This window comes from Chroococcidiopsis sp. TS-821, assembly GCF_002939305.1.
Lineage (GTDB): Bacteria > Cyanobacteriota > Cyanobacteriia > Cyanobacteriales > Chroococcidiopsidaceae > Chroogloeocystis.
This window is the reverse complement of sequence record NZ_MVDI01000004.1, coordinates 232,926-255,048: the sequence shown is the minus strand read 5'-3', so window position 1 is coordinate 255,048 and position 22,123 is coordinate 232,926. Positions and strand designations below refer to the sequence as shown.

The window sequence follows — 22,123 nt, the reverse complement described above, 5'->3', positions numbered from 1 at the left end:
ACACGAGTTGCACCAACACATAGACAATCTTGGTATCTTGGTGCTAGATGTTCCCGGTGATGATGAATATCAAAATGGTACTGCTCCAAGAGCAAAGCATATCTTTGTAGCTCATTTAGAGGAATATAAGAAATAGCAACATATTGCGGTAGCGGTTTCCGTGCTTCAATTACAGCGAGTCTGCTTAAAAAGCATGGATTTGAGGAAGTAACGAAAATTCCTGGGTCGTGGATAGCGTAGAAAGTGACAAAATTACCCGTAGCAGCCACTGCATAAAACGCATAAAACAAAAGAGTAAGCTCTTGGGAACTTTCCGTGTTTCGATCCCAAGAGCCTTTTCAATCCAGTTCACTCCTCACACAAATAAGTCTAAGATTTTTAATTATGAGCAAGAGGAGCAAGGGTGACACTTTGTACATTGTCATCTTGAGAGTTTTGAGTTGACCCAATTTATAACTTTGCAAAGTGGTAATAAAGCTTATCAACTCTAACTCAAATTATTTTCCGCTTCCCCAAGAATGTAAAGTATAGCAGAAGTCAGGGCTAAAAGCTAAAGCAAGGTTTCTAGGCTTTTCGATCGTCCTAACTTTTCCTTTGATTATTGTGATATTGTCACCAAAATTTTCATTGAGATTTCTAACCACTCTTATCCAGTAGGGACATTAATACGTAAGCGTTGAAACATTGCTTGTCTTGCTTGGGTAGCAAAAGGATCTTCGAGAGGTTTCAGCACGATTGGAGCTTGATATTTTTGCCGCAATGCAGTTTGAATCAGCCAGTCGGCGACAAAGGGATTTTTGGGCAATAATGGACCGTGTGAATAAGTAGCGATCGCATTTTGGTAAAATGCACCTTCTGTTCCATCTTCGCCGTTGTTACCTAAACCTTGGACAACGCGCCCTAAAGGTTCGACTTGTCCTAACTTGGTGCGTCCCCCGTGATTTTCAAAGCCGATTAGGTATGTAGGGGAACCGCAAATGGCTGCGAGTTCTTGTGCTAATCGTTGAGCAGTGACTTCGACAACGAGATTACCAATACAACGGCGGGCGTTTGCACCAGGATGTACAGAGACAAAATCAAATAATCCTAAGCCTTCGATTCGTTGTCCTAGTGCAGGTTCGTAGTAGTGTCCGAGTAATTGCGGCGCACCGCAGGTAAACACGCCAGGAGTTCCACTATCAATTCTTTCGCGGAGTGCTGCGGCTTTCGTACCTTGTAAATCGCGCATGACAATTTCTTGTTGTCGGTCTTGCGCACCACCACCGACAATGATATCAACGCGCTGAAAGTCTGCGGCTGTGGCATTTTCATCTAGTGGTAAGATTTTAACTGTGTATCCACGCCATTCACAGCGTTTTTGCAGACAAATCACGTTACCCCGGTCGCCGTAAGTACTCATCAAGGTGGGATACAACCAGCCGATTGTCAGTTCGATTTGTTCTTGGTTCATAAAATTCAGGCTACGTTGTGGGATGGTAATCGGTAATGGGTAATTGGTGAAATATAGTAATGACTTATAGAATCTTACGCCCTGTGAGGATTTCTCGCACTTCAAGCATTGCTGAGTAGGTGGGGAGAATGTGCAGTGTTCGATCGCGTGGGGTATGCTCTAATGCAGTTGCGATCGCTTCGCGTAAATCTTCCTTGACGATGAGTTGCAGACTGTTATCTTCTGGCTGTGAGTAGCGCAATCGTAGCGCCATGTCATAAACGCGATCGCCGCTCACAATGAATGTTCCGCCTTGGGCGACGAGTTTTTCGGTATCGACATCCCAAATCCACGAGACATCTGTGCCATCAGGAATGCGATCATTTAGTACGAACAACACTGGTGCTAGTTGTGCGGAGGGCGTTTGTTGCCGTACTTGGTTCACCGCGCGAATTGTTTCGTTCATTCCTACAGGATTCTTAGATAACAGAATGCGTACGTGTTTGCCGTTAACGTGTAATTCTTCGGCGCGTCCAAAGGCTGCTTGAAAATTGTTGATTGTATCGCGGATTGTTGCTTCATCAACGCCAAGTTGTTGCGCGGCTAAGACTGCGGCTAAAGTGTTGTACTTGTTATATAATCCAATTAAAATTTGGGGATATTCTTGGCTGTTAATTGCAACAGGTGCTTTGTGAAAGCCGCAGTTGGGACAGTGAAAATCTCCTAAATGCGATAGATAAACTCCTTTGTAATCGAGCGAATGCCCGCAGTTAGGACAGTAAATCGAGTCTACAGCGTGGGGAATCTCCTCAAGATACTGTTCGGGTTCGCTTAAACCGAAGAAAAGGACTTTTTGCGGCAGTTGTTGACCTAGGTAAGAAAGCGTTGGATCGTCGGCATTCGGAATAATGATTGTATCTGGCGGTAGCGTGGCGATCGCCTTACTCCAGCGCTGACTAATCGCGTCTACTTCACCATAGCGATCGAGTTGGTCGCGAAATAAGTTTAAGCACAAAATGATCTTCGGTTCAATTGCTGCTAAAACTCTAGGAACAACGTTTTCATCGACTTCTAAAATTGCATAATCGACATCGAGCGTACCTACCAAATTAGTGTTTGCAAGTAAAGCACTGATTAAGCCATTTTCTAAATTTGCACCAGTTGCATTGTGCGCAACGCGCTTCCCTTGACGTTCTAGCATTGTGCGCAACAGTAGCGATGTTGTCGTTTTACCGTTGGTTCCGGCGATCAAAATCACTCCCTGCTTAACTTGGCGACTGAGTAATTGTAGTAGCTGCGGTTGTAGGCGACGAGCGATTTCGCCTGGTAAGACACTTGCTGCACCAAGTTTCAGCGATCGCACTCCAAAGGTAACTGCCTTTGCGCTTAATACTGCTAAACCAAGTTGCAGTCTATCCTTAATCTGAATTTTTGCCATTTCTCCCACTACATCCATAGAAGCAACCACAGCTAAACTTCACTCGCGCTTATATTTTTGCACTTTCTTGAGATATCTGATAGTTGATTGCCTTTATGCGGCGAACGCTCTTCCATCAGAGTTGAACTTCTGTGTATTGTTCGCTCAATTGTTGAGGTTTTTGAGTTAGGAATATCTACTAAGGATAGCTCATAACTGACTATGGATATGTATCGGTCGACTGCAAAGCAAATATATAAAAACGATATATTGGTAATACCTGGGAACAGTACACTGCGTTCTGCAGTCAACAACATATGGTTTAGTGCTAAAATTCCCCTATCCTGAGAAAAATTGACTTTCGAGAGCAATCGTATCGCCAGTCAAAAAATCATCTTTTGTGTAATTTGGTAAACGTCGACTGTCAATAATAAATTACTAGCTGTTGTAAATGTTTCAACAACGCGCTATAGAGTTTTTTTAGGAAAATAGCTACTAGGTACTACTTTAGTATATATTGATAGGAAAAGTTCTATTGAAATTTATTTCTATTTATTTGTTTACAGTTATCATACTTTTCGTATTTTGTAATACAACATTCTTTAGGTTTTGTGATGTAATCTTTAACATAATAGATTTGACAACATATTAATATATGTGATAAAGACAAGATATAAAACATACTAAAAATAACATTTTAAAAAAAAGTATGTTGCAAAGGAATAAACTATCTTTGCAGTACTTGTGCATTTAGTACAAGTAAACTAGAAAGAGATTAGCAAATGTAAAGTTAAGATGTCTTTATTAAATTTATAGGATTTACTTATATGCTGTATAGATAAACCGCGATACTTTTTAATTGTTGTATGACTTTATCTAGCTTAATTGAAATTCAAATCTCAGCAATTTGAATTTGAGTGACTTGAATAATAAATAAATGTTTATCAATTGACTTGGGTTAATAAATATTTAGTTGCGTAAGAAAATTTACATTAGGAGCGACGTGCTAGGATGTAAGACTTTTATCTTCAAAAGCTAGCGAACACTACTGCTTGTCGTCTAGCCTGCCTAATTGTAAAGTTTTGTTAAGTTAAGAAAATTCTACTAAATAAGTACTGAAAACTTAAAAAATATCCTTGAAGACAATGAAAATATCAGTAGAAGAAGCATTAGAAATAGTCGACAGAGTTACCCAGCAAGGTGGTTTAAGTAAAGTACAAGAAATTGTATTTCGTCAATGCTGGGAGGGTTGCTCTTACCAAGAAATTGCCAAAAACTCTGGATATCAACTAGGATACATAAGAGATGTCGGGCATAAACTGTGGCAATTGCTTTCAAAAGCTTTTGGTCAAAAGATTACAAAAACTAACTTCCAGCGAGTTATCAATCAATACAAATTAACTAAAACATATCCAAAGTTAGAAAACCAGTTACCTGAATTAAATTTAGCTACTTGCCAACAGCACTTAACACATCAAAAGCAAGATCGGAAAGAAGTTATCGACATTTCTAGTTTTTTTGGTCGTACCAGTGAAATAGGTATTATCAAGCAGTGGATTATTGGCGATCGCTGTCGTTTAGTCTCGCTTTATGGTATGCCAGGTATTGGCAAAACATCTTTAGCTGCAGTTTGTGTGGAACAGATGCAAAATGAGTTTGAGTATCTTATTTGGCGCAATATACGCAATGCTCAACCTATTAAAGAACTGTTAACAGAAATTATCTTATTTTTATCGCCACAGCCAACAGTAAATTTACCCCAAACAGTAGATGGATTACTAGCAACTTTAATGAATTACTTTAGACAACATCGTTGTTTACTGATCCTAGATAACTATGAATCGGTATTAGAAAGTGGCAAAAAAGCTGGACACTATCGCTGTAAATACGAAGGATATGGTCAACTATTAAGACAAATAGCAGATGAAAAACATCAAAGCTGCTTGTTACTGACAACTAGGGAAATGCCTAGTAGTTTGAATGTCAAAGAAGGTTATAGTTTACCAGTACGATCGCTACAGTTGGGTGGTTTATCTTTGGAGCCAGTTTGCGAAGTTTTAAAAGCAAAAGGTTTGGTTTGTACTGATGAAGAATTACAAAAGTTAAGTAATTGCTATTCAGGTAATCCACTTGCCTTAAAAATTGCAGCAACATCAATTCAATCCATATATAAACAAGGCGTTTCTGAGTTTTTGTCTCAAGGTCGAATCGTCTTTGGTGAAATTTGGGATTTGTTAGAACAGCAGTTTAATCGCCTGTCAAACCACGAAAAGCAAGTACTACTGTGGTTAACAAATTATCAAGAACAATGGCATTTACTCAAGCTAGATGAAAAGCACTTGCCTGGATTATCGACAAGAGTTGTATTAGAAGCTTTACAATCCTTGCAACGGCGATCGCTCATTAAAAATGACTCTCTATATTTCACTCATCCGAACATGATTTTAGAATACATTAGGGAAGTTACGCACTATAAAAATGAATCCAGTATACTTAAATTTGCTACTGTGTCTTCAGGTTTAAGTCATTTACCGGTTTTTACCAAAAATCAAAGTTAAAAGTTTATACGGTGTTTAAATTGGGTAATTATCATTTAAGTCTCAATGTTTTTTTCCTACAGTAGAATATTTAGAGTTATTTTTAGCTAAAATTTTAACAATCAATATTATTTCTGGATAGAAGGTATTTACCAACTAATTCAGAAATGCGATGACTTTTTACGATAGTTCGACAGCTCGTAGTGTATGTCATAATCACCCTGATTGTAAAGTTGAGAAGAATGTCTATGAGAACTTAACCGTATTCCAGGTTTAACGGTAGACTAATTAATCAGATTTTAAGGATTGCTCTAGCCGCGCGCCATCGATCTCAAGCTTTGGCGTCAAGCATAGCAAATCAAACTTTTGTTCTAGCTGTTGCAAAATTTTTGCTTGTTGCCAATTATTAATGGTAAACTTACGTGCAGCTTTACCTAATTCTAGACATCGTTTTGGGTGTGTTGCAAGATAAATGATTGACTCAGTTAAAGCTGTAGTATCTCCTGGCATAACTGTAAGACCACAATTTTGTAGAACTTGAGCAATTTGAGTATCTGGAAGTACAGTAGCGATTACTGGTCTTCCTGAAGCACACATACCTTGCAGTTTGGAAGGCATGACTAAGTCTGCAGCATTACATAACTGAGGCAATAAGTGAACGTCGGCAAGATTTAATAAATCGTTAAGTTTATCAACAGGTTGTAGATTCAAAAAACGCACATTTGGCAATTTTTTTGCCGATTTTTGTAGTTGCTCTTTAGCAGAGCCTTCGCCGCATAAGACAAACAGTATATTGGGATAGTCAGTAGCGAGTAGTTGTGCAGCAGCTAGTAAAATTTCTAGCCCTTGCTTTTCTCCCATACTACCGGAGTACAAGGCAACGAACGTATCTGATGCGATCCCCAATTTTTGGCGCAGGAGACTCGAGTTTGGTAGAGGATAAATTTTTGTTGTATCTACCCAATTAGGAAAATAAACGCATTTTTGTGCGAACACTCCTTTAGACTTGAGTCTTTCCAGCATCCGTTCAGAGATTGTAGAGACGCGATCGAAGCGATTTGTCAGCCAACGCTCGATGATTGATATCGAGGAGCGAATTATTCCTGAAGATGGTAAAAGTCCCAAGTCGAAGCCTGCATCAATTTCAAAATCTTGAATGTGCAGCCACGCCTTAGCACCGCTGATACGACTAGCAAGCAATGCACCTACGACACAGAAAAAAGCAGGCTCCACCACAAACACAATGTCAGGTTGCCAGGTTAATCCTTGCCACAAAACAACAGGAAGACTGGAGAGCGCAAAAGAGGCTAGATGTAAAATTCTTTTCAATCCTGTTGGTTTTTGCGGAACCCATAAAGGACAGCGCCATACCTTGACATCTTTAATAGACTCAGTACAGTAACGCCAAGGGGAAAAACGGGGGTCTATTTGCCATGCTGGATAATAAGGTAATGCTGTCACCACTCGAACTTCATGTCCTTGCGCTGCAAGCCACTCCGCCATCTCTCCTGTATATTTTCCAACACCGGTCAATTCAGGGGTATAGTTAAGTCCGTATATAAGTATACGCATCATAGATTTTCGTCAATTTGTGAAAATTTGCATAAATCAACGCAGAGGTTTCTGCCTAGCTCATCGTCTTATGTTGATGGCGAATAAAGTTGCTGTGCGTAACTAAAAGTGATTGGTCGGCTGCACATGGATGTCCAAAATGTTCTCAAGGCAAGCTTTTTCGTTATGGGTAGGTGATGCTTAAGCCGTTCTGCGACGTTCTGCTTTGAGCAATTATTTATCAAGCGCAAACTATAAAGACTTGTGTAGTAGCGATCGCTAAATAACTGTACAGAAGGAGTAGTTTTCAACTGTTAAAAAGCTTATTTTGCTTTACTAATTTATACAAGTAGGCAATCTCATTATTAGATCATAGGAAGATCAGATGTTAGTCATCCAAGACTTTCTCTGCGCATCAGAGATCTATTTCTATGACTAATTTAAAAAAACTTAACTAAAAATCCCACACGCGGTGGTGTGGGATCGCTGAGTAACTCCTACAATTCAGTTAAAATTTAATGCCTTGACTATTAACTATTAACAGTCCTTAGTGTCAAATTACCTCTGCCGAAGTAAACATAAAGGGTTGACCAGGTAAAGGCGTTGCATAGCCATATTCAAAGACAGAAGTACCAGGAGGATTGCCTACTGGAGTGCGAAGTGCTTCAGGTACATCATTTTGATACCGATAGTTCACTACCTGTTTTCCGCGAAAATCCATAATTGATAAAATTGGACTATTGTATTTATCCCGACCATTACTCGATACGGCAACATATACTGGGTCTTGCAATCGAGCATCGCGGAGGCGGGCATGAATTCTACCGTCGTAATATAGATAGTAAATGGTTTTGTCTCCTCGACAGTTCACAAACAGGTCGTTACCAACTTCCCCACCCCGACCATAGTCAATGTTAGTTGGGTTTTTGCCAATTTTTACAATCTTAAAAGGCTGACCAATGGTACCCGCAGGAGCAGTAGTCATGAGATTGCCTACTTTGTAAATACGCAACTCACCATCCATTGTTGCAATGTAAGCATTTTCCTGAAAAACATGGTTGCGATCGCGCCAGTACATGGTACACCAAGGTAACCCTGCAGCAACTGCAGTCGGTTTGTTCACAACAATTGTTGAGACCACTTTTGGTTTTTGCTCAGGTGCGTGCGAGAATGTGTAAGGCCATCGATCAAAAGCCGCACCTTCATTCTTCGTCTGGTCGTAGTTTGCTTGAGTGGTAAAGTACATTTTGCGGTAGTACTGCAATAGCGGTTGTAAGTCTATAAAAGCTGCTCGATTTTCTGCACGCGAAATGACCACTGCGTAACCGCAGCGTGCAGTTTTTTTGTAGAAGCTACCACTCCAGTTGTACCAGGTATCGCGCTCGGCTTGAGAGTTCAGATCCATAAAGTAGTTATCGCCGTGACCGCGACCGGAATTACTCGGCATATCTATGGAGGTTTGAATTGCTGTTGGGGCAGCAAAGGGCAAGTCTACGTAACCAAGGATCTTCATCTTCTCGATCGTAGGCCAGTTAGGGAATCCCCAAAGATATAAATTATTAGACGTGACAACAAAACCTTTGATGGCAATAACAGCAACTTGACCTTTACGATTAACCGTATCCCAAACGGTCACAAGTAAAAATTCATTATTGGGTGTAATCGCTCCAGATGTTGGTACTTTACCTTTAGGTAACCTGACAAATGGATATGGCAAGGGATTACTACAGCAACCGATATATCCATCATTGCCTGTACCAGTGGCACCGATTAATCCATTTGTAAAAAGTAAAAAGCCAGTTACCCCAGCTGATGCTTTTGTCCGGACTGTGGCAATGGGCGGTGCGGGTACACTACCACCAGAAGCTTTTTTCCACGATTGCTGTTGCACAGCCACATCTGGGTTAGTGTTGTAATAATTACCAGCATCAGGAGTCCATTGAACGCGCATATCAAAGCAATATTCAGGGCTGGCACCAGCAAAAAGATAAATCGAACCATTTCGTGCCCGCATTACTCCTGGCTGGTATTCGCTTGGGGCAGTAGAATCTGGCGAAAATATTAACTGACCGGACATAGCAAACCAGTCGCTATTACCGATACTACTACCAGCTTTGACAGTGCTGCAGTTACCAATAAAACCGTCGTTAGTTGCTCCCCATAGTTTAGGTATGTTTTCCGAACTAGAGTGATAAAAGTTATAGTCGGGACCAAGCCTATAGTCGATTATGTCGCGACGATTGTAATTATTGGCAACATAAGTGTACATCTGCCAGTTTATCGTGCCGTCACTATTAAGAATTTTTTCAACCCATTTATTGTGAGATTGCATAGGTCTTTTTGCAATCGCCTTGCGCTGCCAGCTTTGTAAATCAATCGCAGTTCCTCTTTTTTGTACACCAAAAACGGCTGCTCCAGCAACAAAACTACTAGCTAACTTAATAATTTGACGACGAGAAACAGACATGTGCTTTTAGAAACTAACAATTTAAGATTTATGTTCTATTCAAGGTTTGGCAATACAAGCGATCGCCATAACATCCATGCAAGCAATAGAACACAAAATTAAGAACTTGACTTTGTCAGCCAAGCTTAATAATTATAAGCAAGTCTGTGTAACTGTAGTTCTACTTAAAAATCAAAACTATTTGATATTTTCTTCAATCTTATTTCAGTAGATACACTTATGAATTATTTTGCTGAAATTTAATTGTCTTTTTTAGATATAGACATTTGCCTCTCAACAATTTTAGCGTCTGTCAAAAACCTAAACCAGAATGCTTGTAATACATGATAAATTAATCCTACTTTTCCATCTAGGAATCCTAAGCGGAGAAAATAACTATAAATAAAGAACGCAAATGCTCTTAATAAAACAGGGCTGCGATAGTATAGGTTATTCTTCAACCATCTTTTTTGCATCCTTAAATCTCCCTGCAATGAAGCAGGAAGTGTCTGAGTTTTATCAACATTACGAGAATAGATAAATTCTAAAGCCTCAGCACTTGACCACTTATTATGTGAGGCTGTCCATTTTTCAATCGTGGTTAACTGTAAATCTAAAAGCATTCCTTGTAACTTACCAGTCTTACCAGGAACTATAAAATGTTGGTCGTAAAGCCTATCTTCACAAATTCCTTTTCCTGCTTTATACAGTCTTAAGTGCCAACTAGGATTAATATGTCCAAATCTAATGGGATGACCCAAAAAGTAAGAGAGTCTGCGTACTAAATATCCGTCATATTCTTTATCGGGACTACTCATAACTGTACGGATGCTACTAGCTAATTCTGGAGATACAACCTCGTCACTATCTATGTGTAATACCCACTCTTCTGGAGATAATGATGCATAGGATTGTGCCCAATTTCTTTGCTTAGAATAGTTCTCAAATTCATGTTGTACTACTTCACAACCTAAATCTTTGGCAATTTCAACTGTATTGTCAGAGCTATAAGAATCTACTACTAAAATCTTAGAAGCAATTTCGTAACACGAATTTACTACTTCACCAATTGAATTTTCTGAGTTAAATGTTAAAATAATGATTACTAATTTTGAATATTCATGCTTTGCTTGCACGATATTATTTAATACAATTTGCTTTTTCATATATTTCTTAGATATATAGTCTATTTAAATAATTCGCCAGCTAGACGAATAGAATCATTAACTATCATTTGTTGGTCTATACTTTATTGGTTGACATGGCTGTCCTACACAAATTGTGTTCTCTGGAAGGTCTTTTGTCACAACAGAACAAGCACCAACAACTACTTTTTTACCGATTTTTATGCCAGGCATAATAAAAGCACGAGCACCAATAAAAGCATCTTCTTCAATGATTATTTTTGCAGTTACTAGTGGTAAATTTGGCTTGGAAAAATCATGAGTTCCTGTACAAAGGTAAGCTTCTTGAGCTACGGTAGCTGCATTTTTAATCTCGATTAAGCCTAACGAATAAGCATTAGCTCTATCTCCAAGACAAGCGCGATCGCCTAAACTCAGATTCCAAGGTATTTGAATTCTTGCCCGCTGATGAACAAAAGGTTTTCCAGAGATTTTACATCCAAATAGACGTAACCATAATAATCTCCATGAATTTAAGGGTTTAGGAGTCCAACTACAAAAAAGTGTCCAACAAATATGCCAAATTAGTAGACCAACTCGCTCTGAGAAAGACCAAGGTGAATTATAAGGAGAAGTTTGTTGATGTACTTTAATATCTGTGGTAGTCATACTTGAATTAAGGATGTAAAGTCAGAAAGATAAAGGTCAGCTATGCGAGGGAGAGTATATTCTAAAGATTTTTTATAACCGTTATGACCTATCTTTTCAAGTTGGCTTTGTGAACTAATTAGCATTTTTATCTTTTCAGCTAATGTTGCCACTGGATCTTTAGACTGATGGTCAAAAATGAATCCTGTTTTACCGTCTGTAATATAATCTTGAAAACACTTTAAATTAGAAACAAGAGTAGCACATTCATGAGACATTGCTTCTAGAGCTGCCAAACCAAATGTCTCTCCTCGCTCAGCAAGTGAGGGATAAACAAATAATTTCGCTTGACGATAATAAGACTGTAATTTTAGAGGGTCAAAAACTGAACCAACCCATTCTATCTTATCACCTAGCGCTTGAGCCTGGTTTCTTAAATGTTGATAATAGGTATTGCCACCTCCTCCTAGTTTGGTCTCCCAAGGACCAACAACAACTAATTTCCAGTCATGACAACCAAAACTAACAAGTTTTTGAAAAGCATGAATTAAGATTTCTATTCCTTTTTCTGGATGAATTCTTCCAACATATAAAATATTTTTTTCTTGCTTATTTAAAGGTTGCTGCTGATGAATACCAATATTTTCTTGTCGCGGGTAAGGAATAACACGAACCTTTGAAATACTTTGTGGAGCTTCTTGTTTGATAGCTTCAGCAATTGGACTTGAAACAGTTTGTAGTCGTGCAACGTGCTTGTAAAGTTTCATTTGACCTTTAGGGTAGCGGGCTACATGAACGTAAACTAGACCATGTGCTAGATTTCTTGATAAAATTGGTAACCAAAAAGTATTTGTTACTAAAATATCAGCTTTTGGTAAAATTTTTAGTACTCGTAAAGAATAGATGAAATCGAAAAACTTTAAAGTTGTTATTGATTTAGGAGTATCAAATCCTGCGACGCGTAAATAGCGTACGCCATCGATTATTTCGTCTTGAGGTAGATTTTCATAACAACGTGAAATATGAGTGACTTGATGTCCTCTTTGGGCAAATTCTTTACCTAGCGCAAACCAAACTTTTTCCACTGCACCGCCCATGAGCGGAGGAACTGGTAAAAAAGCTCCTTGGACAATGGTGATTCGCATAACTAATTATTCTCCATATTAGTATCGTTTATAACTTCTCTAAGTGAAAAATTGAGTTTTCTCACCGTTGAGTACCTTGACTCTTCCAGATTTTTATCAGTGATTGTGCAGACTGGTTGACTTCAAAATGCTTGAGAAAGCATCTTTGCGCATTTTGCTGCATTACTTGCTGTTGGTTTGGTGACAGGGCTAACCAATCCTGAAGTAGCTGAGTAGTACCTTCTAAATCGTCATTTGCAGCTAAGCCCGCGCCTTCTGTAACTACTTCTCGCCAGATGTTAACTTTGTTAGAAATTAGCACTGGAACACCACAAGCTAATGCTTCTGCAACAACAATGCCAAAGTTTTCTTGGTGGGAAGGAAGTACGAGAACCTCAGATGCATAGAAGGCTCCCCATTTTAGATCTCCTGAGAGCATTCCTGTCCAGGTGATTTTTTGTTGTATACCTAGAGTTTCAGCTATTTTTTGTAATTCGGATTGCCAGCCTGTTTGATCGGGACCTGCAATGACTAAATGTAGTGAATTATCTAAGTGGGCTACTTTGGCAAAAGATTTAATGAGAAGATCGCAGCCCTTTTTGACGTGAATTCTACTCAGAAACAATAATAAACGTTTACCGCGTAGCTGGGGAAACCGATTAAGAAAAAATTGGCGCTGGGTTAGAGGATTTCCTTCAGGCGCAGCAGTACCAAAGTTAACAACTATCTCGCGACATTTGTATAACCAAAACGATTGGCGAGCTAGAATGCGTTCTTCTTCACAAGTGAATAATACAGCTTGTGCATCGCGCAGAACTTTGTATTCTGCCCAAGGCCAGTAAAACCATTTTTTGAGATGTTTGAGTGGATAGGTACGCTTAAACCAGGGATCGAGCATTCCGTGGGTAAAGACATAGTAAGGCGTGCTTGTTTTCTGTAGGGCTAACCACGTACCAAAGCTTGAATATTGCCAAATACCGTTGGCGATCGCACAATCATAATTACCAGCATTGTGTTTTAACCACGGTACAAAATTTGGCGAATAGCCATAGCCTGTTATTCCTGGTCCTAAAGCGTGAACTTTTAAAGGAAACGTCTTCAACCAAGGTGCATCTGGCGGATCGAGACAAGCAACTTCGACCGCGTGTCCTTGATGCAAGAAAACTTGACCGAGTTGGGCGATCGCCTCTACTGGTCCCCCGCCGCTAGGCTCTACGGACGATATGATTTGCAGAATTTTCACTTGCAAATCTCCTGATAAACATCAATGTAAGACTCAAGCATTTTTTGTGGTGCAAATCGTTGTACATTAACGAATCCGGCTTGCTTGAGTTTTGATATAGTTGGTAGGTGTTGAGCTATCTCCTGAGCTGCTGCTTTGGGATTTTCTGGATCAATATAAATTGCTGCATTACCAGCGACTTCTGTCATTGGTGGACGATTCGAGGTGATTACAGGACAACCACATGCTTGCGCTTCAGCTATTGGCCAACCAAAACCCTCTTGTAGTGAAGGAAATAGTAAAGCTGTCGCCGCCGAATATAGTGCTCGTAAGTCGTTATTTTCTATTGCCACTAATTCTTTGACGTGAGTTTCTAAACCTCGCTCTTGAATAAATTGCTGCATTTCCCAAGTAAAGGGCTTGCCAACCATAACTAAAAATATATTTGAGTTATGTTGCTTGAGATGGTGAAATACTGCTAAAACACCTAAGCGGTTTTTATACCAATGGTTTCCGCCAACATGCAACAAAAATGGGAAATTGATATCAATACCCAGCGCCTGACAACGCGCAAACATCTCGACCTTGGGTACAGGGGCGTATGGATAGTTTAGACCATCGTAGATCACAGAAATAGTACTCGGCTCAATAGAAGTTATACGTAACAAATCTTTTTTTGTTTGTTGAGAAACGCAAACTATCCGCTGCGATCGCTCAAGTCCTCTTAGAATCATCTGCTGTAATTTCCTACCACTCCACTTTGTGGGGTTTTCTTTAATTTCACCAAGCGCAGAGCGAACTGCTAATAAGTCATGACAAGTTACTACGTGTGGTACGCGCTGTAAGTACTTCGTATAAATTGAATTGGAGTGATCGCAGATGTGGACAATATCTGCCCACGTTATTGCTTGCTGTATTGTTTGAGGAAACAACACAAACTTATCTACATAGCCCAACCATTTACTTAATCCTTGATTAGATACTTTTAGTTTCCCAAAAAAAGGCTGTGGTTTAAGCAGGCGTACTTCATAATTTAGTTGGATCAAACCAGTATGCAACATATCTGCAAACCGCTGCATACTTTCTTGACAATCGGGTAAATAGTTACCAATTAATAAAATTTTCATTTTAGTTTTTAGATTCTTTCGCCATTCTTTTTGACAAAGGATCGCGACAAGCTGCTAAACACAAACCGCCTCCGAATACAGCAAAACCTAAGGTTGATGGCGTTCCAAATTGTCCTATTAAAATATCAATGATGCAGCTTCCAAAAATCAGTAAGGGTAAAATATTGTTATTAGTATAGACACTTTCAATACAAACTTTACCAAGCCAAAAAGCAATTAATATCCTTAACATAATATACAGTAAACCTAAAAATAATCCACTTTCAAGAACTATCCTTTCCCATTCTCCTTCTGCTAAGAGAAACTGTAATTTTCCAGTTGATAAAACTGCTCCTACATTTGTTCCCATACCTAGCCCGTGTCCGAGTAAGGGAATTTGTTCAATATTTTCAAATGGTTTTAAGAAGCTCCTCAAAAACCTAGCCATAAAACCACCAGTTTTAGCCTCATGTGCTCCAGCTATTTCAGCTCTTGAACTTAGAACTTCAATACCTTCACTGAAAATAGGAATAAAGTTTAAACTAACAGCTATTACACCAGCTATGAGGAAAAACTGGTAGGATTTTGCAGCTAAGCGAGGCTTAATTATTAAAATAGCTAATAAAAATAAAAGCACAACTCCTACTGCTGCAACTGCTATGCGACTACCTGACACAGCTAAGCCAATAACTAAGCCAAATCCAGCAAGAGTAAGTAATAAATTAGAATATACTTTTCTTTCAAATAATCCATAGAAAAGAAAAGCGGCAACAAGCGCAAAATATTGAGCAACTCCAGTAATAAAAGAGAAAGTGCCTGGAGGGCGAATTCTTCCCATTGCTGAGCTCAGTTGCTGTCCTTCTCCCATTCCAGCAGTTCTATTAATAAAAGCATCTGGTGGGGCGTTGAATTGAAAAACCATTAACACTGCCATTGGCAGAGATAATAGTAATATCCATTTACCAATTTTAAGTGAGTCGTCTTTGTTAAAGACTTTAGCCATTAAAAAGATTAATGGTAAGTGAAGAAAATTTGTCCTGACTCCATAGAGAGTTGCAAATAAATTGCTACCGGAAGTTATAACTGTAAGTAACCCTCCTAAAAATGTAATAAAAGCAATAAAAATAATAATTTTTATAAAAATATTTTTTTTGAAAAGCCCTTGTCGGAGCGCAAGAAAATAAACTCCTATCAGAACTGGATCTCTAATGATTAGTAAAGGTGTAGACAATTGAGGGACTATCCACTTTCTTAAAGCGCCTTCAAATATAAGTAACCAAAAATACAACCAAACTAAAATTTGAATGCTTTTAGTGTCTGAATTGATTTTGGGATAAAAATTAACACTGCTAGCCATTTTGATTACTGTAATGGTATTTACAAACAAGTATTAATAGTTTCTACTAAAGACTCTCCATACTTCTTCCAAGAAAATTGAGATGCTTTCTGTTGAGCTGCTTGGCTCATTTCTAAGAGTAATGTTCTATCAGAGGCGAGTAAATCTAATTTTGCGGCGATCGCTTCTGCTGAGCGAATTGGTACAATAAACCCATCCTTAGCATCTGTGATGACATCAGGTCCTGCAGTGTGTGGTGTTGTAATTACAGGTAATCCTTGTGACATAGCTTCTAATATCACTAAACCGAAGCCTTCAAACAATGAAGGAAATACGAACACATCATGACGCTGCATTTCCTCTAAGATCTTGTAGTGTGGTAACGATGGAATCCAGTGATGAGTTTTTAAGGCTTTTTCTAGAGGAGGGCAATAACCTGTCGTTCTACCGATCAATGTCAACTCTATTCGAGACCCCAGTAAGTTTACTGCATCAAGTAAGTAAGAAATACCCTTACGCTGACTAAGACTACCTACAAATAAAACGCGTAGCTTTTGCGAGCTTGGTTTGGACATTTCTATACTCTTAACTGGCGGTGCTCCATAAGGAATACAAATTATAGGCGCTTTTAAGTTAAAAGCTAACTGTAATGTTTGTTTAGTAAAACTACTAGCAACAAAAATAACGTCTGATAGTTGTAGCTCAATATCTTTACGAGCTAGTTTCTCTGGACTATCAAAATTTGCTTGTAGCGTTGATGCCCATTCTGGGTTTAACTTGGCTTCTTCTTGTTGAATCATATGACCCGTGCGCCAATAACCTATGGGTAGGTCGTAAAAACATTTCAAGCCTAAAGTTTTGGCTGCTTTAAAAGTTTGCAGTGCAGCATCTTCGTAGCAATAAACAGCAGAGAGACGACTTTGACTGTGACGAATAGAAAGTCTCCTAGCAACATAGCTATCTAAACTGCGATAAACTGAATCAATTGATGCCCAACCTATCTCGTGTTGTGTAAAAAAATTAATTTGTAATTTTGACGCTCCAAGGCGAATTAACTCTCTATAAGGTCGTGTAACTATTTTTGATTTGGGAACATCGTAACTACGTCTTAGTAGCTCGCTGCATAATTTCTTTGGTAGCAAATGTAGATACCAATCGGACGTTTGTGCGGCTACTGTTGTTTGAAAACAGCTTAACATTTCTGCTTGTTCTAAAGCTGTTAGTACCGATCTAACATTTGTATTTCCTGTTGGATGGCTTACAAATATCACTTAATAGCACCCTCAAATAGTTTTAGGTATGCTTGGGCTACAGACTGTTTTTTAAATTGCGATAAATGTGTATGAGAGTGAGATCTATAAACGGCTAACGCCTGGCGATCAGTTAATAATTTAGCGAGTATTTGAGTGAGGGCTTTCACGTCACCATTAGGAAATGTTATCCCACAAGGACCAATTGCATCTTTTAAGCCTCCTCCTTCTGAACCAACAACCACACATCCACAAGCAATTCCCTCTAACGCTACAACACCGAATGGTTCACTCCATCGTGAAGGTACTACCATAATTTTGTGAGAGTTTAAAAGCTTTACTAACTCTGTACCAGTTTTAGTCCCAACAAAGTTAACTTGGCTAGATACCTCTAATGTTGCAGCTAAATTACGTAATAAGTTTTCTTCTGGACCTGCACCAATGATAGTTAAACGAGGAGTTAAGCTATACTCTTTCTTTAAGTTACCTAACGCAGTAATTAGTAAATCGACGCCTTTGTCAGAAACTAAACGACCGAGAAAAACAAGTTCGCGATCGCGACTTACTTCTGGTAGTTCATAAAATAAGTCATCCTGATATGGATTACCGATAACAATAGACGGTGTTTTTAAGTGCTTGGCAATACTTTGGCTAATTGATATACAAGTAGCGAACTCGAGCAGAAAGCACTTAACGCGATCTTGCCAACCCACACTACCATTAACACGCCTAATCCAAGTTTGATGGGTTACAAACCAGGGTTTGCGAACAAAGAGGGTAGCCCACCAGGTTTGGAGGCTAATATTATTTTGGAAAAAAACATCACACCATCTCAGTAGTTGAATAAGTTGGTGTGGTTTTGGTTTGCGGATGATTTCAAAAGAAAATTTTTTGTTACTTTCGGCGCTCGCTGGAGTTTGCGTCACTAATTTTACTTCATGTCCTAGTTCTACAAACTCATGAGCAAGCATTGAGGAAACCGTTTCAATTCCCCCTATACTTGGGTAAAATACATGAGATGCCAACAAAATTTTCATGTAGTTAAACTGGTTACTAAATTTGGCAAATCGTCTGGTTTCAAATCATTCATCCTAGTTAAATCACTGATAAAGTTATTTGTAATATCTCGCAATCTTAAACAAGGTGCTTTTCGCTTAAGCTGATTCATCAAGACGTTAGGTAAATTAGCGTCCATCCTGTATAAAAGTGGATCTTCATAATGAATTGCAAAATTTGATGATAGTTTAAAATCATCGCGATTCACGATCACTGGTATTCCGTGTTCTAGCATGGCAGTAGTCGTACCACTTTTACCAACTAGTAGATATGGTGAAGTAGAAATTCCAAAGTCAATCGAGTTAAGGAATTCTGATATTTTGCTAGGTGGTTGCTCATTTAATTGTAAGAAGCTAAACTGATGACAATACTTTTGAGATATTTGTTTCCAAAGCATTTCGCCATAACCTAATCGTCCAATTGAGAGAATAATAATCTGGCGATCGTGTTGGACTGCTGCTTGATTTAAGTAAGTAAATAATGGTTCTGCTGACCACACTGGATGTATGGTACCAAAAAGCCCAAATAACCAAAATTGATCTCGATTTCCTGGATAAATTTTTAATCCTAGACCGCGTAATTGTGGCAAAAGCCAGTCATCAGCGTTCCTTGCTGAAATTGGAATATTGCTAAACAGCGGTAAACATTTTGCTGAAACTCCAAGCTGCTGCAACATTATTACGTAGGCTGGATTACTTGTGTGAATAACTGCTGGTTGAAGATTCTTTATTACACGAGAAATAAAAAAACGTTGAATTTTGCCGACTAACTTCTCTTTTAATGGTGCGCCAACGTTTTCCCCTATCCATAATTCATGGAACATGACGTGCAACTTACGCCCTTGCACTATAAGACGTAGCCAACGACTGAACTCTGCAACAATTCCTTTGTCTTGATAGCCGTACGGTACAAATTGTAAACTTACCCAATCAGGATTGAATTTAGCTAAAAACTGTTGAGCGTATTTAGCGCGGTTTTCCCAAGGCATGTTTGCAGGTAAGCGTAGCATAAACTCAGCCGTTTCCTGAGAATTTGTATTGAGTTGTTGTAAATAGCGATCGCTCAATGCAATTAGACAGCACTGATGCTTTTGCCGCATGCATTCCTCTGCTAATAAACGCGTGTAGTCACCAACTCCATCCCTACCAGGTTCTAGACAGCCGGTAATGAAAGCAATTTTCATGCTGCTCAGCGGTTAATCGTGTTTACTTTAGTTTTTTGTTGCCTACTTCTCAGGAGGTGGATAAAGGATCTTATTATTTTTATCTTGTATAAAATTAGCTTATAAACAAAAAAAATACAATTCTTCTCATTCCCCAAAAGATCGTATATAAGTTATGAAAAAGTCATTTTTAGCTAATGCGATGCATAAGTTAATGAAAGGCGATCGCTCAAAGACTCCTGCTAACAATTGCTAAATTTTATCAACAAATCTATAAATTGGTATAGTTTTGAGAAACTACTGGCGACGCTATATTATTGTCGAGCTTCCAATGCTATAGCAATTGCATATAACCACTCGCCTTTTGATTAGTTATAGTTAAGTAAATTAATCAGTAAAACAAGTTTAAGAGTATTATTTAAATCTTACGAACTCATGGGTAAGAGAGTACAGTTGCCACCTGTAACTTGCTTTTTATGCCACTGCTCAAGATAAATTTGACTAGTTTGGTCTGCAACTTTTTGCCAACTAAACTGCTGAGAGTGTTGCTTAGCCCAAATTCGCGCACTGATTAGCTTGTCTCTATCCGACAATAAATGAATGACCTTCTCACTCATACTTTTACTATCCCCACGTGGAACTAAATATTCAGACGGTAGCATCATAGGTGCACCAGGTGAGTTATATGCAATTACAGGAATAGATGCTGCTAGCATTTCTAGAACGCCAAAGGGAAACCCCTCAACATAAGAGGGAAATATTCCAACAGAACAAGGGGCTAAAAGATTAGGTAAGGTTTCTGGGGAAAAATGAGGAATAATTTCGAGCTTATTTCTTAGGTGTGCAGGAAATTGTGACAAGACTTCGGCTTTTGTTTGATACAATCCAGCAGTTCCTAATAAGCGAAATTTGACTTGAGGTATCTGAGTACAAATTGCTTTAACAATTTCTGGAAATTCAACTGAACCTTTGCGAGGATCAAATGTACCAACAAAAGCTACTGTTGGAGTTGTGGGAGGAAAACTAGATATTTCATCGAATAGTTGCCTACGACTACTGCTGATTCCAAAGGGGAGTATATAAATTTTTTCTTTTGCGATACCTGCTTGAACTAGCTCATCATAGTCTTGGTTGTTTGATACATTGATAATATCAGCTTCGCACATTGTTGTGTGTGCCGCTTTTATTCTTTTATCAAAATAGCTATTGTCTTTTTTCTTGATAAAAGAGCGTAGTTTAGATTTCCAAGTTCTCTCTTCAGGTATTTGAATTTTCCCAAAGTGATGTAATAGTAATACTGACCTAGCAACGAAGAGAGTTTGGCTAGAAAATTCACTTCTAGGATAAGGCAGATACTCGTGATCGTAGTCTATAACATCATACTCCGTAGCGTGTGCTTGTAAATATTGCCGCAGAAATTCAGGATACTGCTTCAGTCTTGCAGTCCAAGTTAATTGTTTGCCTGAGACTGAACTGACATCCAATGGACTAATTGCTTTACATTCCCAACCGAGTTTACTGAGTTCTTCGCTTAGCTCCACAAGAACTTTAGCACCACCAAGAGAACGAGTTAAATTACATTGACTACAAAAAAGAATTTTCATAAAAATAGCTTTTAAGTTAATTAAAATATCTTAATTGGTTGGTTCGATTCCTATTTACCTGTTTGAGCAAGCGATTTAATTTTTGAATAAGCTACCGAACCAACAAGAGATTTAAGTAAAATTTTCCAAACCAGAATCCATCGTAATAATGTAGGTCTATTTTGTAGTAATGTAACTACTTGCTGAAAATTTGGAGATGGGTCTCGATCTAATAACTCTCTGAGCATTAAATAATCTTTTATATCAATCTGAATTATTTGGCGAGCCATCCAAGGAAGTCGACTCGACTCTGCTATTGCTACTTTACTGAATTCTAATAGTTCAGCTTTTTTCTGGTGAGGAGGAAGCATTGTTTTATTATCGCCATGCAAGCTTGCTTTAACCCACTTTTGATCTACCCAAATTGTCTTTGGTTTCTGACTCAAAACTCTTAAAAAGAATTGGTAGTCCATGACAAAGTACAAACTCAAATCTAGGGGGAAACCCTTATCTGCAAAGTTTTTAGATAAAAAAACAGAGGGTTGCGGTAAAAAATTACCTAACCAAAACTTTAAGTATTGATTAAAATTAGTGGGAGTAGACTTACCTTTAAAACCGTCAATATTAACTTGGTTTTGAGTTAAGTTTTCATAAATACATTCGCCAACAATGAAGTTATAACCTTGATTGTACAGTTGGCTGACTTCTTGTAAACAATATGGACTCAAATATGCATCGTCTGCATTCAACCAAGTAAATATTTGTCCGTGGCAATATCGATATCCTTTATTAATAGCATCTGTTTGACCATTATCAGGTTCGCTTACCCAATAAGTTAGATAATTCTCATATTTCCGAATAATTTCAATAGTATTATCTGTAGATCCACCATCAATAATAATATATTCTAGGTTAGGATAACCTTGGAGTAAGACTGAGCGAATTGTTTCTTCAATAAAATGTCCGTAGTTATAGCTTGGTGTCACAATACTAATTAAAGGTAAATTAGTATGAGCTAACGTATTTTTTGGCAGTGATTGTATTTCTTCTGTCCAAGGCCATCCTGATTTTCCTGGTGGTGGAGGTGGAAGTTCTTTAAGAGTAGAAGCAGTATTCTTCGGCATAAATATTA

The 22,123-nt window shown here is 38.5% G+C and carries 16 protein-coding genes; 1 reads left to right on the top strand and 15 read right to left on the bottom strand.

The window, feature by feature from the left end; genetic code table 11:
* Positions 1–646: 646 nt before the first annotated feature.
* Together B1A85_RS14080 and B1A85_RS14075 are read right to left on the bottom strand one after the other, a co-directional pair.
* Positions 647–1,450: a type 1 glutamine amidotransferase gene (locus B1A85_RS14080; protein WP_104547534.1), complete on the bottom strand. Its 804-nt coding sequence runs from the start codon at positions 1,448–1,450 to the stop codon at positions 647–649.
* Between the two features lie 64 nt (positions 1,451–1,514).
* Positions 1,515–2,885: a MurT ligase domain-containing protein gene (locus B1A85_RS14075; RefSeq protein WP_371681668.1), complete on the bottom strand. Its 1,371-nt coding sequence runs from the start codon at positions 2,883–2,885 to the stop codon at positions 1,515–1,517.
* Positions 2,886–3,991: 1,106 nt separating this feature from the next.
* Between B1A85_RS14075 and B1A85_RS14070 the strand changes: the two genes are divergently transcribed.
* Positions 3,992–5,404, top strand: a complete 1,413-nt coding sequence (locus B1A85_RS14070) for an NB-ARC domain-containing protein (RefSeq protein ID WP_104547533.1) — start codon at positions 3,992–3,994, stop codon at positions 5,402–5,404.
* 267 nt (positions 5,405–5,671) lie between these two features.
* Here the strand turns inward: B1A85_RS14070 and B1A85_RS14065 are convergent, their stop codons facing one another.
* The 13 genes from B1A85_RS14065 to B1A85_RS14005 form a co-directional block, all read right to left on the bottom strand.
* Positions 5,672–6,958 (bottom strand): glycosyltransferase WbuB, encoded by a 1,287-nt coding sequence (locus tag B1A85_RS14065; RefSeq protein ID WP_210404445.1) that lies wholly within the window; start codon positions 6,956–6,958, stop codon positions 5,672–5,674.
* A gap of 529 nt (positions 6,959–7,487) precedes the next feature.
* Positions 7,488–9,401, bottom strand: a complete 1,914-nt coding sequence (locus B1A85_RS14060; RefSeq protein WP_104547532.1) for a hypothetical protein — start codon at positions 9,399–9,401, stop codon at positions 7,488–7,490.
* A 239-nt stretch (positions 9,402–9,640) separates the two neighbouring features.
* Positions 9,641–10,546 (bottom strand): glycosyltransferase family 2 protein, encoded by a 906-nt coding sequence (locus B1A85_RS14055; protein WP_104547531.1) that lies wholly within the window; start codon positions 10,544–10,546, stop codon positions 9,641–9,643.
* Positions 10,547–10,603: 57 nt separating this feature from the next.
* Entirely contained in the window at positions 10,604–11,173 is a 570-nt protein-coding gene (locus B1A85_RS14050) for a DapH/DapD/GlmU-related protein (protein WP_104547530.1), read from the bottom strand.
* Entirely contained in the window at positions 11,170–12,297 is a 1,128-nt protein-coding gene (locus B1A85_RS14045; RefSeq protein WP_104547529.1) for a glycosyltransferase family 4 protein, read from the bottom strand. The genes B1A85_RS14050 and B1A85_RS14045 overlap by 4 nt, the downstream gene beginning before the upstream one ends.
* Positions 12,298–12,358: 61 nt before the next feature.
* On the bottom strand, positions 12,359–13,519 hold the full coding sequence (locus B1A85_RS14040) for a glycosyltransferase (RefSeq protein ID WP_104547528.1): 1,161 nt from the start codon (positions 13,517–13,519) through the stop codon (positions 12,359–12,361).
* On the bottom strand, positions 13,516–14,625 hold the full coding sequence (locus B1A85_RS14035; RefSeq protein WP_104547527.1) for a glycosyltransferase family 1 protein: 1,110 nt from the start codon (positions 14,623–14,625) through the stop codon (positions 13,516–13,518). The genes B1A85_RS14040 and B1A85_RS14035 overlap by 4 nt, the downstream gene beginning before the upstream one ends.
* A gap of 1 nt (position 14,626) precedes the next feature.
* Positions 14,627–15,961, bottom strand: a complete 1,335-nt coding sequence (locus tag B1A85_RS14030) for a hypothetical protein (RefSeq protein ID WP_146087182.1) — start codon at positions 15,959–15,961, stop codon at positions 14,627–14,629.
* 20 nt (positions 15,962–15,981) lie between these two features.
* Positions 15,982–17,211 (bottom strand): glycosyltransferase family 4 protein, encoded by a 1,230-nt coding sequence (locus B1A85_RS14025; RefSeq protein ID WP_104547525.1) that lies wholly within the window; start codon positions 17,209–17,211, stop codon positions 15,982–15,984.
* Positions 17,208–18,227, bottom strand: coding sequence for a glycosyltransferase family 4 protein (locus tag B1A85_RS14020; protein WP_104547524.1), 1,020 nt, complete (start codon positions 18,225–18,227; stop codon positions 17,208–17,210). The genes B1A85_RS14025 and B1A85_RS14020 overlap by 4 nt, the downstream gene beginning before the upstream one ends.
* Positions 18,224–19,429 (bottom strand): glycosyltransferase, encoded by a 1,206-nt coding sequence (locus tag B1A85_RS14015; RefSeq protein WP_104547523.1) that lies wholly within the window; start codon positions 19,427–19,429, stop codon positions 18,224–18,226. The genes B1A85_RS14020 and B1A85_RS14015 overlap by 4 nt, the downstream gene beginning before the upstream one ends.
* A gap of 404 nt (positions 19,430–19,833) precedes the next feature.
* A complete protein-coding gene (locus tag B1A85_RS14010) occupies positions 19,834–21,012 on the bottom strand; it encodes a glycosyltransferase family 4 protein (RefSeq protein ID WP_104547522.1) in 1,179 nt (392 codons plus the stop codon).
* 50 nt (positions 21,013–21,062) lie between these two features.
* Positions 21,063–22,115, bottom strand: coding sequence for a glycosyltransferase family 2 protein (locus B1A85_RS14005; protein ID WP_104547521.1), 1,053 nt, complete (start codon positions 22,113–22,115; stop codon positions 21,063–21,065).
* Between the last annotated feature and the right edge of the window lie 8 nt (positions 22,116–22,123).

Coding starts and splice junctions, on each gene's coding strand:
- B1A85_RS14080 (WP_104547534.1), bottom strand. CDS start 1,450: ATGAACCAAGAACAAATCGAACTGACAATCGGCTGGTTGTATCCCACC.
- B1A85_RS14075 (WP_371681668.1), bottom strand. CDS start 2,885: ATGGATGTAGTGGGAGAAATGGCAAAAATTCAGATTAAGGATAGACTG.
- B1A85_RS14070 (WP_104547533.1), top strand. CDS start 3,992: ATGAAAATATCAGTAGAAGAAGCATTAGAAATAGTCGACAGAGTTACC.
- B1A85_RS14065 (WP_210404445.1), bottom strand. CDS start 6,958: ATGATGCGTATACTTATATACGGACTTAACTATACCCCTGAATTGACC.
- B1A85_RS14060 (WP_104547532.1), bottom strand. CDS start 9,401: ATGTCTGTTTCTCGTCGTCAAATTATTAAGTTAGCTAGTAGTTTTGTT.
- B1A85_RS14055 (WP_104547531.1), bottom strand. CDS start 10,546: ATGAAAAAGCAAATTGTATTAAATAATATCGTGCAAGCAAAGCATGAA.
- B1A85_RS14050 (WP_104547530.1), bottom strand. CDS start 11,173: ATGACTACCACAGATATTAAAGTACATCAACAAACTTCTCCTTATAAT.
- B1A85_RS14045 (WP_104547529.1), bottom strand. CDS start 12,297: ATGCGAATCACCATTGTCCAAGGAGCTTTTTTACCAGTTCCTCCGCTC.
- B1A85_RS14035 (WP_104547527.1), bottom strand. CDS start 14,625: ATGAAAATTTTATTAATTGGTAACTATTTACCCGATTGTCAAGAAAGT.
- B1A85_RS14030 (WP_146087182.1), bottom strand. CDS start 15,961: ATGGCTAGCAGTGTTAATTTTTATCCCAAAATCAATTCAGACACTAAA.
- B1A85_RS14020 (WP_104547524.1), bottom strand. CDS start 18,227: ATGAAAATTTTGTTGGCATCTCATGTATTTTACCCAAGTATAGGGGGA.
- B1A85_RS14015 (WP_104547523.1), bottom strand. CDS start 19,429: ATGAAAATTGCTTTCATTACCGGCTGTCTAGAACCTGGTAGGGATGGA.
- B1A85_RS14010 (WP_104547522.1), bottom strand. CDS start 21,012: ATGAAAATTCTTTTTTGTAGTCAATGTAATTTAACTCGTTCTCTTGGT.
- B1A85_RS14005 (WP_104547521.1), bottom strand. CDS start 22,115: ATGCCGAAGAATACTGCTTCTACTCTTAAAGAACTTCCACCTCCACCA.